A 13,119-nucleotide genomic window follows, 5' to 3' on the forward strand; every position below is an offset into this window, starting at 1 on the left:
GGCGCACCTATCGTCGGGTACCCGTCCCATGCTGCACGGCGACCGCAAAGGCCGCAATCCGTTCGATCAAATCGTCGAAGAACAGGTCCGGATCGGTGGTTGTCGCGATCTCGGCGTTGACCGGACGATTCCAGAAGCCACGTTCGTCGGCGACCGTGGTGCCGCGGGTCAGTGTTCCGTCGATCTCGACGTCGACACAGGCCAGGCGGGTACCGGTGACCGACGGATCAAGCGCGACCGCTGCGGCGAACGGATCGTGCATGTGCGCGATGTAGCCCTCGGATTGCGCCTCATGGAACTCGAAATAGAACCTGACCGCATCCACGAGATGGCGGACGATCACGTTGTCGGCCACGGATCGGGTGCCGGGTTCGTCGTCGGGCCCCGGCTGCTCGACCGGGCTGGATTCGGCCAGCGCAGCCAATCGTCCGAGATGGTCGGGTGTCATCCGGATGGTCTCGGTCAGGTCGAGAGGACAGATGATCGGACGCGGGGCCCCGTCCTGACCGAAGGCGGCGAAAACCTCTTTGGCGGCTTCGGGGTCCACGGCGATGTTCCACTCGGTGGTCGGGGTGGTGTTTCCGCTCTGGTGGAACACCCCTCCCATGATGACCAGGCGTCGAAGCCTGCTCGGCAGCAACGGATCCCGCCGGATGGCCAGGGCCAGATTGGTCAGCGGGCCGGTCACCAGACCCACGTAGTCGCCGGGACTCTGGGCCGTCAGTTCGATCCAGGCGTCAGCGGCATCCCGGTGGGACTGCGTGGACGTCGCGACCGGCAGTTCGGCGTATCCGATGCCCATGGGGCCATGGGTGTCCTCGGTGGTCATCAACGGCGCCTCGAGTGGCCCGTCGGCGCCCACGCATACCTCGATGTCGTCGCGGCCGCAGAGCTGCAGCCAGGCCAGATTGTTGGCGCAGACCACATCGGTCGGGACATTGCCCCCGGTGGACAACACGGCCCGGACATCTGCCGACGGGTGCGCAAGGAGATAGAGCAGGGCCAGGGAATCGTCGATTCCGGTGTCGCAGTCGAAGATGAGGGGCACTGAAATCACCGTTCGACCCTAGCTGGGGAGAACGCCGAGCCGACCGCGGTACCGGGAACCCGCCGGCGCGGCCCTGTTCAGGACCCATCGAGACTGTTAATCTGATCACGGACGTTTCCCCTTTGGGTCCCTGTTGCTCGTCGAGAGGATGTTCGATGACCATCGCAGAATCCGGCCCCCAGGTGCGCGCAGTCCCGCCCGGTGAGGGCGAAGACTCGCTGATCAACAACGCCGACAGCGACATCGAACTGGTTCCGCCGGACTCGATCACCGCCGAGCAGACCGGCCACTTCACCTTTCTCCCGATCAACGGGGCCGCCTTTGTGATGCAGGTGATGCACCCGGTCATCGGGGACGTCGTCGGCAAGTACTCGGTGTTCCGGACCGATCCGGCAGGCCGTGCGATCCGTTCCATCGATTCGGTTCTGCGCTGGGTCTACGGCGGTGAAGAGGCGATCGCCGAGGGTCACCGCCTCCGCAAGATGCATCAGCCGCTGCGGATGAAAAACGCCCAGGGCAAGCACATCAGCGCGCTGAACCCGGAGGCCTACCAGTGGGTGATCGCCACCGCGTTCCCGACAACACTCGCCGCCGGACCTCTGCTGATCGGCCGTGATTTCACCGAGGACGAGAAGTTCGAGATCCTGCGGGACAACCGGCGGATCGCCAAGATCGTGCAGGTCCCGATGAGGGGCTACCCCGAGACGATCGGGGAGTTCAACGAATACTTCGACGACTTCGTCAACAACAAACTCGTCGCCCACGAGGTGGCACTGACACTGATCAAGCAGATGCGCGAAGCGCCGCCCCTTCCGGACTCTGTACCGAAAAGCCTGCGGCCGGCCACCCGGGCACTGGCGAAGTTCGCCGGCAAGCCCCTGCAAGACCTGAACTACCTGACGACCGTTGGTGTGATGGACCCCAGGGTTCGGGAGATCCTCGGCCTGACCTGGAGTAACAAGGAACAACGCGACCTCGAGCGGATACACAAGGTGATCCGGGGGTCCTACCAGGTACTCCCGGAACGGCTGACCTACTTCCCGCTGGCCTACCACGCCCGCCGCCACCATGCCTCGATCCAGGCCATGAAGAGGCGGGAAAACGCCGGGGCGGCCTACCAGGTGCGCGCACGTCAGTCCTGATTCAGTAGATCCCTCGTCAATTCGAGTTGGCCCAGGTGTTGGGCCAACTCGCGTTGCAGATGCAGCAGAACCCACTCGGGGGATGCGGTCGCGGCCTCGGTGCGGGTGGATCCCGCCGCAGACCGATCGCGGATGCCTTCGTCGATCGCGATCGCAACCCATCCCGGTAGCCGGGCACGCACTGCGTCGACCCGCTCGATCAACTCTTCGACCGCTCCGGTGGCGAGGAACTCGGCGTCGCGATCGCGCGGGATCCTCAGACCCGCGATGACCGAACCCGCCCAGTACTCGATGACGCCGACACAGTGAAAGACGATGGCGTATGGACTGTTCGCGCCCGGCAACGCCGGTCTGGTGTTGGCGCGATCGTCACCGAGCGCTTTCAGGATCGACACCATCGATTCCAGCGTCTCGCCGCAGACGGACAACATCGCCGCGCCGAGCGGATTGATCTCCGGTGTTTTCACCGTCAACCAATTACCACGGATACGGTTCGAAGTCCTTCAGGAAGCAGCCGTACAGATCCACACCGGCTTCGCCCTGCACGATGGGGTCGTAGACGCGGGCGGCGCCGTCGACCAGATCCAATGGCGCGCGGAAGCCTTCTTCGGCCAGTCGCATCTTGCTCGTGTGCGGGCGTTCGTCGGTGATCCAGCCGGTGTCGACCGCGGTCACCAGGATGCCGTCCTGATAGAGCTCGCCGGCACTGGTGCGGGTCAGCATGTTCAGGGCTGCCTTGGCCATGTTGGTGTGGGGATGCCCCGGACCCTTGTATCCGCGGGAGAAGATGCCCTCCATCGCCGACACGTTCACCACATATTTGCGCCGGAACGGCGACGCCTTCAGCGCCGGGGTCAGCCGGGACAGCAGGATGAACGGCGCGACACTGTTGCAGAGCTGTACCTCGAGCAACTCCAGCGGGTCCACCTGGTCGACGGTCTCGACCCAACTGTTGCTGTCGACCAGGTCGGGGAGCAGCCCGCCGGCGTCGATCGCCGTACCGTCCGCGATTCGCGCGGGAGCCGAAGAACCTGCGGTCATGGCCAGTGCGGCGAGCGCCTGGGCGGCGGCGTCACTGTCGCCGCCCGAGGCCAGCGCATGTGGATGCAGTTCGCTGCTGTCGCCCATCGTCAGCAGCGGCACCGTCGCAGCCGAACCGGTCAGTGGGGCGAGCTCGGCGTCGGCCAGGGAGCTGTACGCGCCAGGGGAGCGGCGGACGGTCTGCGCGGCGTTGTTGATCAGGATGTCGAGTGGTCCCTCGGCGGCAACCGAGTCGGCCAGGGAAACGACCTGCGCCGGGTCACGCAGATCGATCCCGACGACGTTGAGGCGGTGCAGCCACTGATCGGAGTCGGGTTGGCGGGCGAACCGTCGCGCGGCATCGCGGGGGAAACGGGTCGTGATGGTCAGTTCTGCGCCGTCACGCAGCAACATCAGGGCGATGTACATGCCGATCTTGGCGCGTCCACCGGTGAGCAGTGCCCGACGACCGGTGAGGTCGGCGTGCTGCTCACGCTTGTGCCGATTCGACGTCGCACATTCGGGGCAGAGCTGGTGGTGGAAGGCGTCGACCCGGGTGTATTCGACTTTGCAGATGTAACAGTTCTGCGGGCGGATCAGAGTTCCGGCGCTCGTTCCGGGAGCGCCGGTCAGCGGCAGACCCGCGGTTTCGTCGTCGATCCGGTCCGGCGATCCGGTTGCCGTGGCCGCCAACACTTTTCGGTCCGCATCCGAACGGATCTGATTCCGCTCCCGGCGACGGTTGCGTTTGGCGTGCTTGAACATCTGCGCCACCGCACGCTGCACCGCGACCGAGTCCGGATGCTGCGCATCGAGCTCGGTGACCTGATCGAGGACGCGGCGGAAGACCGCCATGTCGGCGGCGTCAATGGATTCGGTGGGTACGTCGTGCACGGTTAGCCAGTGTAGTGGCCGCGTCATAGTGCCTCGGACCATCAACCGACCACCCATGTCCGTCGAGCAACAAAAAATCCCCGACCAGAAGGTCGGGGATTTCTTATGAGTGTCCGAGGGGGGACTTGAACCCCCACGTCCGTTAATAGGACACTAGCACCTCAAGCTAGCGCGTCTGCCATTCCGCCACTCGGACTCGTTTCGCTCTGTCAGAAACCTCTCTGTCAGCGCTGGACAACATTAACCGACTCTGAGCCCGCAACCCAAATCGCCTGTACAGAGCCGTTTTGTTCGCAGATTTGCTACGAATGGATCCATGGATGTCACCACCATCGTATGCCGGACCTGTGCGGTGGAACAGTCCGCGCAATTACCCGAGATCTGCCGCATCTGTGCGGACGAACGCCAATATGTTCCGCCGCACGGACAGCAGTGGACCACGATCGGCGAGTTGGCCTCCGAAGGACAACGCGTGGTGGTCACCGAACTGGAACCCGGCTTGCTGGGGCTGTCCACCTCGCCCGGGGTCGGCATCGGTCAACACAGCAAACTCGTGTGCACCGATGCCGGCACCCTGCTCTGGGATCCGATCGGCTTCATCGACGACGCGGCGCTCGAAGCGGTCCGGGCCGCGGGAACGCCGGCGGCCATCGCGGCCAGTCATCCACACATGTTCGGGGTACAGGTGGAATGGTCGCGGGCGCTGGGCGGCGTACCGGTCCTGGTGGCCCGATCCGACCTCGAGTGGGTCACCCGCCCCGATCCGGTCATCGAACCGTGGAGCGGGGACCTCACGGTCCTTCCCGGGGTCACCCTGAGTCAGCCCGGCGGTCATTTCCCGGGCAGCGCTGTCGCTCACTGGGAAGCCGGCGCCGGTGGTCGGGGAGTGATGCTCAGCGGGGACACCGTGCTGCCCAATCCCGATCGCCGCAGCGTCGGCTTCATGCGCAGCTACCCCAACCGCATCCCACTGTCCGCCGCGGTGGTCGAGCGCATCACCACCTCGCTGTGCCGGTTCGATTTCGATCGGCTGTACGGAAACTTCGCCGACTACCTCGACAGTGACGCCCGGGCGATCGTCCGGTCGTCGGCGGACCGCCACATCGGCTGGGTGAGAGGCGATTTCGACCATCTGACCTGAACCGGACCCGGAAAACCGGGTCGGACCCGGCGGGCCGGGCCGTCTCGCCCGGACATCGGGGCAGGCACTGGTGGTGATAGGAATGTGCAGGTGAACCCCAACGCGCCTGCCGCCACCGAAGAAGTGGTCGACCTCGTCAGCCGGCTCATCCAGTTCGACACCAGCAACACCGGTGAACTGGCCACCACCAAGGGCGAGGCCGAGTGCGCCCGGTGGGTGCAGCAGAAGCTGGAAGAGGCCGGCTACGAGACCGAGTATGTCGAGTCCGGACAACCCGGCCGTGGCAACGTGTTCGCGACATTGCCCGGGGCCGATCGCAGCCGGGGCAAGCTGCTCCTGCATTCGCATCTCGACGTCGTGCCCGCCCAAGCCGAGGACTGGAGTGTGCACCCGTTCTCCGGAGCCATCGAGGACGGATACGTCTGGGGCCGCGGCGCGATCGACATGAAGGACATGGTCGGCATGGCGCTGGCGCTGGCGCGTCAGTTCAAGCGGGCCGGCACCACGCCGCCGCGCGACATCGTCTTCGCTTTCCTCGCCGATGAGGAGGCCGGCGGTAAGTGGGGTTCGCACTGGCTCGTCGACCACCGGCCCGACCTGTTCGAGGGTGTCACCGAGGCCGTCGGCGAGGTGGGCGGATTCTCGTTGACCGTCGATCGCCCGGACGGCAGCCAGAAGCGTCTCTACCTGGTGGAAACCGCGGAGAAGGGGCTGGGGTGGATGCGATTGACGGCGACGGCCACCGCCGGGCACGGCTCGTTCCTCAATGACGACAATGCCGTGACGATCCTCGCCGAAGCCGTGGCCAGACTCGGCAGACATCAGTTCCCGCTGGTGATGACCGAGTCGGTCTCGCAGTTCCTGGCAGCGGTCTCCGAGGAGAGCGGACTGTCGCTGAACCCGGACACGCCGGATCTGGAGACCGCGCTGTTCAAGATCGGCACCATCGCCCGGATCATCGGGGCAACGCTGCGCGACACCGCCAACCCGACCATGCTCTCGGCCGGTTACAAGGCGAACGTCATCCCGCAGACCGCCACCGCGGTGGTCGATTGCCGGGTGTTGCCCGGACGCCAGGCCGCGTTCGAGGCCGAGGTGGACGAATTGATCGGACCCAACGTCACCCGTGAATGGATCACCAAACTCGACTCGTACGAGACGACGTTCGACGGCCATCTCGTCGATGCGATGAACGATGCGATTCTCGCGCACGACCCACAGGGCCGGACCGTCCCATACATGCTCTCCGGCGGCACCGACGCAAAAGCCTTTGCCCGCTTGGGGATTCGTTGCTTCGGCTTTGCGCCCCTGAAGTTGCCGACCGAACTCGATTTCGCCGCACTGTTTCACGGCATCGACGAACGGGTACCGGTGGAGTCGTTGCTGTTCGGGACCGAGGTGCTCGAGCACTTCCTGATGCACAGCTGAGACCGCGGCGCGCGGTTTCGGCGCGCCGACGATGAACGTCCCGGCCACATCCCCGGTCCACCTCGAGCATGATGGTGGGGCCACCTACGGAAAGGACGCGAACAACGATGTCGAGGTACAACCCGTACGACGCACTGCCGAAGCTTCCCGGCTTCACCCTGACCTCCGAGAGCATCACCGACGGAGCCGCCCTGGAGAATCCCCAGGTGTCGGGAATCATGGGAGCCGGTGGTGAGGACATCTCACCTCAGCTGACCTGGTCCGATTTCCCGCCGGAGACCAAGAGCTTTGCCGTCACCGTCTACGATCCCGAGGCGCCCACCGCATCGGGCTTCTGGCATTGGGCCGTCGCCGACATCCCGGTCTCGGTCACCTCACTCGCCGCCGGCGTGGGCGATGGTGCCGAGGGCTCGTTGCCGTCCGGGGCCGTTGCCCTCAACAACGATGCGTCCGTGCCGCGATTCATCGGTGCCGCACCGCCTCCCGGGCACGGCACGCATTACTACTACACCGTGGTGCACGCGGTGGACGTGGAGAGCCTGGAACTGCCCGACGGCGCAACCCCGGCGTACCTCGGGTTCAACCTGTTCAGCCACGCGATCGCACGCGCGATCATCACGAACACCTACGAGCGCTAGCGGCGCACCCGCCGCGCCGTTCCCGGGTCAGCGCCCGGGGGCGGCGCTGCCCACCGCTTCGGCGATGGAGTGATAACCGGCGGCACGCACCCGCTGGGCCAGTCCCTGATGAATCAGCTTGACCCACAACGGGCCACCGTAGATGAAGCCCGTGTATGCCTGGATCAGCGAGGCGCCCGCGCAGATCCGTTCCCAGGCCTGGTCGACGGTTTCGATACCGCCGACGCTGATCAGGGTGATCTGTCCGCCGACGCGACCGTAGAGGCGCCGCAGCACCTCGAGGGAGCGATCGGCCAGCGGTGCTCCGGAAAGTCCGCCGGCACCGATGCTCTCGATCTCGGATGCCGGCGTGGTCAGACCTTCGCGGCTGATCGTGGTATTGGTGCAGACGATGCCGGCGAGCCCCAATTCGACAGCGAGATCGGCGATCTGATCGATGTCGTCGTCGGCCAGATCGGGGGCGATCTTCACCAGGACCGGAATCTCGACGGCCTCGGTCACCGCGGACAACAACGGGCGCAGCGACGAGACCGCCTGCAGATCGCGGAGTCCGGGGGTGTTGGGCGAACTCACATTCACCACGAGGAAGTCGGCCAGGGGACCGAGCAGACGGGCACTGATCAGGTAGTCCTCGATCGCGTCCTGCGGTTCGACCACCTTGGTCTTGCCGATGTTGGCGCCGATCGGGACCAGCGATGACGTCGCCTTGCGATGGCGCAACTGGTTGGCGGCGGCACCGGCACCATGGTTGTTGAAGCCCATCCGGTTGATCAGCGCCCGGTCGGCGGGCAGGCGGAACAACCGCGGAGCCGGGTTGCCGGGTTGGGCCTGCCCGGTGACGGTGCCGATCTCGGCAAACCCGAATCCCAGCGCGCCCCAGGCGTCGATCGCCTCGGCATTCTTGTCGAATCCGGCCGCGAGTCCGAGCGGCGCGGGGAACTCGAGCCCGAAGACCTGCGACCGCAGCACCGGGTCGTCCGTCACGAGCATCCGCCGGGCGATGATGCGCAGCGGCTTGAACCGGCCGGTCCACGAGATGGCCTTCGCCGCGATCGTGTGGATCCGCTCGGGCGGAATCAGGAACATCAGGGTCAGAAGCCACCGGTACAGCCGGCGGTAGACAGTAGCGATCACGCGCTCATTCCAGTATCGGGTTCATCGGGGGTTGCCGGTCGCGGACGGCGACGGCGCAGCAGCACCTTGCGGCTGCCATCGGGGTAGAGCCGGACCCGGGACAGTTCCCAACCGCCGAACTCGGCTTGGATCGACAAGCGCATGGAGGCGGTTACCCGGGTCACATCTGGCGGGAGGCGCAACGGGACGTATTCGTAGTCGTCGGTCGACATATCCCATTCGCGTGGAAATCCACGGCTGCGCGTGCCTGCCAAGGTCTCAGCTCACCTCACTGCTGATCGGGGTTGATGATCTGCAGTCCACCACCATCGGCCGACAGCAGATACACCGTGCCGGTCTCGGGGTCGACCACCATCGAGTTGGCCTGCGGTACGGTCTCGAACTGCTTGACCTCGACCGGGGTTCCGGTGGCGAGCTCGAACGCCGTGACCTTGTTGTTTCCGGTGGTCGCCACCCACGCCAGGTTGCGGGTGTCGTCGTAGTCTACGGCGTAGGGCCCGAAAGCCACGGGATGCCGGAACTTGTTCACGAGCGGGTCGCCGTAGAACCCGAGGACCTCGCCACCCTTGGTGTCGGTGGTCAGGAACCGGCCGTAGTGGTCGACAGTGAGGTTCGTCGCACCGTCGCCCGAGCGCAGTGACACGCCCAGATCGCGGTCGTCGACGTCGACCTCGGTCACCGACGACTGCGCGCGGTCGAGGACGACGACCTGCCCGTCGTGTTCGGCGATCGCGTCGACCCGGACGAATCCGGTGATCGTGTCGACTACCTTGCCGTCGGCATCGACGACCATCAGGCTGCCCTTGTCGGTACCGACGAGGGTCTGGCCGTCCGAGGTCACGATCGCGGACACCGGATTGCCGGGGACGTCTGTGCGGACCGTGTCACCGGTCGCCGAATCGACGGTCAGAAGAGCACCCGGGATCAGCACCTGGAGCTTGCCGTCCTGGAAGGTTCCGAAGCCGGTTGCCTTGTCGCTCAACCCAACTGTGCGTGAGGGCTGCGCTCCGGGAGTCAGGCCACCGGTGGGGTAGAACAGGACCGAGCGGCCGTCGTCGGCGAGTAGCGCCAATTGGTCGGTCCCGGGGCACAGGGCCATCGCGGTACCGGCGTTCGGCACCGGCACCACAGTGCCCGCCGGCGGGGTGGCCGGATCGGCTGCGGGTGCGGCGATCGGGGTCTGGGGAGCGATGGTCGGAACATCGGGGGTGTCACCCGAATCTGAGCATCCCGACAACACCAGCGCGGCGGCCGCCATCGCTACGAACAGAGATTTACCGCGCACATTCATGCCACCCATCTTGCTTGTTCGCCCGGCGCGCCATGCCACGGGGGCGGCGGTGTCGCAACTCGAGGAGGCGACGGAGGTTTCCCGTAGCATCTGCCCCCGTGAGTGACACCATGACATGGGCCCAATCGATAGTCCTTGGGGCCGTACAGGGATTGACCGAGTTCCTGCCGATTTCTTCCTCCGGTCACCTGCGCATTGTTTCCGAGATCTGGTTCGGCGAAGACGCCGGTGCGTCGTTCACCGCGGTGACGCAGCTGGGTACCGAAGCCGCCGTGCTGGTGTTCTTCGCGAAGGACATCGTGCGCATCATCGCGGCGTGGTTCCGGGGGATGTTCAACAAGGACGCCCGCGACCTCGACTACCGGATGGGCTGGTATGTGATCATCGCCACGATCCCGATCGGTGTCCTCGGCGTGCTGTTCAAAGACGAGATCCGTACCGGTGCCCGCAATCTCTGGCTGGTGGCGAGCATGCTGATCATCTTCTCCGTGGTGATCGCCGCAGCGGAGAAGTTGGGCCGGAAAGAACGTCCCATCGAAAAACTCACCACCCGTGACGGGATCGTCATGGGCCTGGCCCAGTGTCTGGCACTGATCCCCGGAGTCTCGCGTTCCGGCGCCACCGCCAGCGCGGGCCTGTTCCTCGGTCTCAAACGTGAAGCTGCGGTGCGTTTCTCATTCCTGTTGGCAATTCCTGCGGTGACCGCATCGGGACTGTTCAGCCTGCCCGACGCATTCAATCCCACCGGCGACGGCATGGAGTCGTCCGGCATGCAACTGCTGGTCGCCACCCTGGTCGCATTCGTGGTCGGTTATGCCGCCATCGCCTGGTTGCTGAAGTTCGTGGCGAACCATTCGCTGTACTGGTTCGTCGGCTACCGCGTGATCCTGGGCCTGCTCGTGTTCGGGTTGCTCGCCGGCGGCGTGATCAGCGCAACATGATTTTTCGGCGCAGGGCTGTGACGTGCGACGACGCGCTCGCGCCGAGTCGGGTAACCGCTCCGGCGCATAAGGTATGACACGTGACGGTCATATTGCTTCGACACGGACGATCAACGGCGAACACCTCGGGTGTGCTGGCCGGCCGCTCGGCATCGGTGGGACTCGATGATCACGGTCGCTCCCAATCCGCCGGTCTGATCGAACGGTTCGGCGGCCTGCAGAGCCCGGTGGCGGTCGTCCGCTCACCGCTGCTGCGCTGTGAGCAGACCGTGGCGCCGCTGGTGGACCATTTCGATTGCCCCGAGATCGTCGACGAGCGGCTGGTAGAGGTCGACTACGGCCAGTGGACCGGACGATCGATCAAGGAACTGCTCTCGGAACCGCTCTGGCGGGTGGTGCAGCAGCAGCCGTCCGCGGCCATCTTCCCCGACGGGGAGGGGCTGGCTCAGGTCCAGGCCAGGGCCGTGTCCGCGATCCGGGAACTCGACGCACGCTTCTCCGGTGAAGACGGATCCGGCATCTGGATTGCGTGCACGCACGGTGATGTCATCAAGGCGATCCTCGCCGACGCGATGGGCATGCACCTCGACTCGTTCCAGCGGATCGTCGTCGAACCGGCGTCCGCCAGCGTGGTCCGGTACAGCGTGGCGCGACCGTACGTGCATGCGGTCAACTGCACCTCGACCCTCCCGTCGATCCCGGCGCAGCCGAAGCAGTCCGAGAAGTCCGAGAAGTCCGGGCACAGTCACCCCGACGATGCCGTCGTCGGCGGTTCCACCGGGACCTGAGCGCGCGATGTCGCCACCGTCGCGACACCAACCGGCAACGCCTTGGGCGAACCCGCCCCGATTGGGGATAATCAATTTCAGGAGAACGGAGGTGCCATGGCCAGAGCGATACACGTCTTCCGCAGCCCGGACCGTTTCATAGCCGGAACGGTCGGCCAGCCCGGTGACCGGACCTTCTATCTGCAAGCCATCCACGAGACGCGGGTCATCAGCGTCATGCTCGAAAAGCAGCAGGTCCAGATCCTCGCCGATCGAATCGGTGCCCTGCTCGAAGAGGTGCACCGCCGGTTCGGGACACCATTGCCTGCCGAGCTGGCCCGGGTCGAAGACCTCAGCCCGCTGCTGATGCCCGTCGACGCCGAGTTCCGGGTGGGCACCATGGGCCTGGGTTGGGACTCCGAATCGGAGGCGGTCGTGGTCGAGTTGCTCGCCATCACCGAGGGTGAGTTCGACGAGAGTGTTGTGCTCGACGACACCGAAGAGGGACCTGACGCGGTCCGGGTGTTCCTCAGCACCGGTGCGGCCCGGGAGTTCGCCGCCCGTTCCAGCCGCGTCATCTCGGCCGGTCGTGAGCCGTGTCCGCTGTGCGGCGATCCGCTCGATTCGACCGGGCACATCTGCGTCCGGACCAACGGATACCACCGCGAGGCCACGTTCGGCCCGTCGCTCGAGTTCGTCGACCCCGATCTGTTCAACGATCCGACCCTGCTCGACGAGGACGATCCCGATGACCCCTCCGGTCCGGATGCCGGTGACGAGTCCGGCCGGTGACAGCAAGCACGCCGACCGGTGACCGGCCTGTTGATGTGGCGCACATCCTGGCCACCGGTGAACTCGAACTGATCGGGCAGATCCGCAACGCCAGCAACGCCACACTTGTCTGCGATGCCGTCCTGGGTGACGAGCAGGTCCGGTGTGTGTACAAGCCGGTCCGTGGGGAACAGCCGCTCTGGGACTTCCCGGACGGCACCCTGGCCGGACGCGAGGTGGCCTCGTATCTGGTGTCCGACGCGCTCGGCTGGTCGGTGGTCCCGACGACGCTGCTGCGCGACGGACCGTTCGGTCCGGGGATGGTGCAGCGGTGGATCGATACGCCCGAACCCGCCGACGGGTTGCCGACCCGCCTCGATCTGGTGGACCTGTGCTCACCGGACCTGGTGCCCGAGGGCTGGAAGCTGATCCTGTCCGCCGTGGACTCCCGCGGGGAAGAGGTGGTGCTGGTCCACGCCGACGATCCGCGATTGCAGCGGATGGCGGTCCTGGACATCCTCATCAACAACGCCGACCGCAAGGGCGGACACGTCCTCGAGGGCCTCGACGGCCAGGTATACGGCGTCGACCACGGCATCTGCATGCACACCCAGGACAAACTCCGGACCGTCCTGTGGGGATGGGCCGCCGAATCCATCCCGGCGCATCTGCTCGAGGACGTCGTCGGCCTGCTCGAGACGCTGCGCAGCGAGGACTCGCCGTTGCGCGACCAGCTCGCCGAATTGATCACACCCGCCGAGGTGGCAGCGCTCATCAACCGCACCGCCGAGATGGTCGAACGACCCGTGATGCCCCAGGCCGATCGGTCGCGGCCCATCCCGTGGCCCGCTTTCTGACCCGTTCTTCTCGGCCCCGAGAGCGCGGCCCCGTGCTGCGCCCATAA

Annotated in this window: 14 protein-coding genes and 1 tRNA gene; 8 read left to right on the top strand and 7 right to left on the bottom strand. The window is 65.8% G+C overall.

Features of this window, described 5'->3' with window-relative positions:
• Nucleotides 1–7 precede the first annotated feature (7 nt).
• Nucleotides 8–1,048, bottom strand: a complete 1,041-nt coding sequence (locus AC51GT_RS06635; RefSeq protein ID WP_496328483.1) for a nucleoside hydrolase — start codon at nucleotides 1,046–1,048, stop codon at nucleotides 8–10.
• 155 nt (nucleotides 1,049–1,203) lie between these two features.
• Between AC51GT_RS06635 and AC51GT_RS06640 the strand changes: the two genes are divergently transcribed.
• Nucleotides 1,204–2,190: an oxygenase MpaB family protein gene (locus tag AC51GT_RS06640; RefSeq protein WP_496328247.1), complete on the top strand. Its 987-nt coding sequence runs from the start codon at nucleotides 1,204–1,206 to the stop codon at nucleotides 2,188–2,190.
• Here the strand turns inward: AC51GT_RS06640 and AC51GT_RS06645 are convergent.
• The 3 genes from AC51GT_RS06645 to AC51GT_RS06655 all read right to left on the bottom strand — a co-directional run bounded on the left by AC51GT_RS06645 (nucleotide 2,181) and on the right by AC51GT_RS06655 (nucleotide 4,300).
• Nucleotides 2,181–2,657, bottom strand: coding sequence for a DinB family protein (locus AC51GT_RS06645; protein WP_496325870.1), 477 nt, complete (start codon nucleotides 2,655–2,657; stop codon nucleotides 2,181–2,183). The two genes, AC51GT_RS06640 and AC51GT_RS06645, sit on opposite strands and share 10 nt — an antisense overlap.
• Before the next feature lie 10 nt (nucleotides 2,658–2,667).
• Nucleotides 2,668–4,131 (bottom strand): SDR family NAD(P)-dependent oxidoreductase, encoded by a 1,464-nt coding sequence (locus AC51GT_RS06650; protein WP_496328248.1) that lies wholly within the window; start codon nucleotides 4,129–4,131, stop codon nucleotides 2,668–2,670.
• Between the two features lie 83 nt (nucleotides 4,132–4,214).
• Nucleotides 4,215–4,300 (bottom strand) — tRNA-Leu (locus tag AC51GT_RS06655).
• A gap of 120 nt (nucleotides 4,301–4,420) precedes the next feature.
• Here AC51GT_RS06655 and AC51GT_RS06660 point away from each other — a divergent pair.
• The 3 genes from AC51GT_RS06660 to AC51GT_RS06670 all read left to right on the top strand — a co-directional run bounded on the left by AC51GT_RS06660 (nucleotide 4,421) and on the right by AC51GT_RS06670 (nucleotide 7,311).
• Nucleotides 4,421–5,245, top strand: a complete 825-nt coding sequence (locus AC51GT_RS06660) for an MBL fold metallo-hydrolase (protein ID WP_496328249.1) — start codon at nucleotides 4,421–4,423, stop codon at nucleotides 5,243–5,245.
• A gap of 90 nt (nucleotides 5,246–5,335) precedes the next feature.
• A complete protein-coding gene (locus AC51GT_RS06665; RefSeq protein WP_496325503.1) occupies nucleotides 5,336–6,673 on the top strand; it encodes a M20/M25/M40 family metallo-hydrolase in 1,338 nt (445 codons plus the stop codon).
• 107 nt (nucleotides 6,674–6,780) lie between these two features.
• Nucleotides 6,781–7,311, top strand: coding sequence for a YbhB/YbcL family Raf kinase inhibitor-like protein (locus AC51GT_RS06670; RefSeq protein ID WP_496328250.1), 531 nt, complete (start codon nucleotides 6,781–6,783; stop codon nucleotides 7,309–7,311).
• Between the two features lie 27 nt (nucleotides 7,312–7,338).
• Here the strand turns inward: AC51GT_RS06670 and AC51GT_RS06675 are convergent, their stop codons facing one another.
• The 3 genes from AC51GT_RS06675 to AC51GT_RS06685 are packed head-to-tail and all read right to left on the bottom strand — an operon-like array spanning nucleotide 7,339 to nucleotide 9,736.
• Entirely contained in the window at nucleotides 7,339–8,421 is a 1,083-nt protein-coding gene (locus AC51GT_RS06675) for a quinone-dependent dihydroorotate dehydrogenase (RefSeq protein ID WP_496325871.1), read from the bottom strand.
• Nucleotides 8,422–8,441: 20 nt separating this feature from the next.
• Nucleotides 8,442–8,657, bottom strand: coding sequence for a DUF5703 family protein (locus AC51GT_RS06680; protein WP_496325872.1), 216 nt, complete (start codon nucleotides 8,655–8,657; stop codon nucleotides 8,442–8,444).
• Nucleotides 8,658–8,713: 56 nt separating this feature from the next.
• On the bottom strand, nucleotides 8,714–9,736 hold the full coding sequence (locus AC51GT_RS06685) for a YncE family protein (protein WP_496325505.1): 1,023 nt from the start codon (nucleotides 9,734–9,736) through the stop codon (nucleotides 8,714–8,716).
• 98 nt (nucleotides 9,737–9,834) lie between these two features.
• On the opposite strand from AC51GT_RS06685, the gene AC51GT_RS06690 reads away from it, so the two are divergent.
• From AC51GT_RS06690 to AC51GT_RS06705, 4 genes are all read left to right on the top strand, one after another.
• Nucleotides 9,835–10,677, top strand: coding sequence for an undecaprenyl-diphosphate phosphatase (locus AC51GT_RS06690; RefSeq protein ID WP_496328251.1), 843 nt, complete (start codon nucleotides 9,835–9,837; stop codon nucleotides 10,675–10,677).
• 80 nt (nucleotides 10,678–10,757) lie between these two features.
• On the top strand, nucleotides 10,758–11,465 hold the full coding sequence (locus AC51GT_RS06695; protein WP_496328252.1) for a histidine phosphatase family protein: 708 nt from the start codon (nucleotides 10,758–10,760) through the stop codon (nucleotides 11,463–11,465).
• A gap of 96 nt (nucleotides 11,466–11,561) precedes the next feature.
• Complete coding sequence (locus tag AC51GT_RS06700; protein ID WP_496325508.1) at nucleotides 11,562–12,236, top strand: DUF3090 domain-containing protein; 675 nt, start codon at nucleotides 11,562–11,564, stop codon at nucleotides 12,234–12,236.
• Complete coding sequence (locus tag AC51GT_RS06705) at nucleotides 12,233–13,072, top strand: SCO1664 family protein (RefSeq protein ID WP_496325509.1); 840 nt, start codon at nucleotides 12,233–12,235, stop codon at nucleotides 13,070–13,072. Before AC51GT_RS06700 ends, AC51GT_RS06705 begins: the two co-directional genes overlap by 4 nt.
• The last annotated feature ends 47 nt before the right edge of the window (nucleotides 13,073–13,119 follow it).

The sequence above is a fragment of the Williamsia sp. z34 genome (assembly GCF_059553395.1).

Excerpts from the sequence above, each read along its gene's own strand:
- AC51GT_RS06660 (WP_496328249.1), top strand. The coding sequence starts at position 4,421 with ATGGATGTCACCACCATCGTATGCCGGACCTGTGCGGTGGAACAGTCC.
- AC51GT_RS06685 (WP_496325505.1), bottom strand. The coding sequence starts at position 9,736 with ATGAATGTGCGCGGTAAATCTCTGTTCGTAGCGATGGCGGCCGCCGCG.
- AC51GT_RS06640 (WP_496328247.1), top strand. The coding sequence starts at position 1,204 with ATGACCATCGCAGAATCCGGCCCCCAGGTGCGCGCAGTCCCGCCCGGT.
- AC51GT_RS06650 (WP_496328248.1), bottom strand. The coding sequence starts at position 4,131 with ATGACGCGGCCACTACACTGGCTAACCGTGCACGACGTACCCACCGAA.
- AC51GT_RS06700 (WP_496325508.1), top strand. The coding sequence starts at position 11,562 with ATGGCCAGAGCGATACACGTCTTCCGCAGCCCGGACCGTTTCATAGCC.
- AC51GT_RS06670 (WP_496328250.1), top strand. The coding sequence starts at position 6,781 with ATGTCGAGGTACAACCCGTACGACGCACTGCCGAAGCTTCCCGGCTTC.
- AC51GT_RS06680 (WP_496325872.1), bottom strand. The coding sequence starts at position 8,657 with ATGTCGACCGACGACTACGAATACGTCCCGTTGCGCCTCCCGCCAGAT.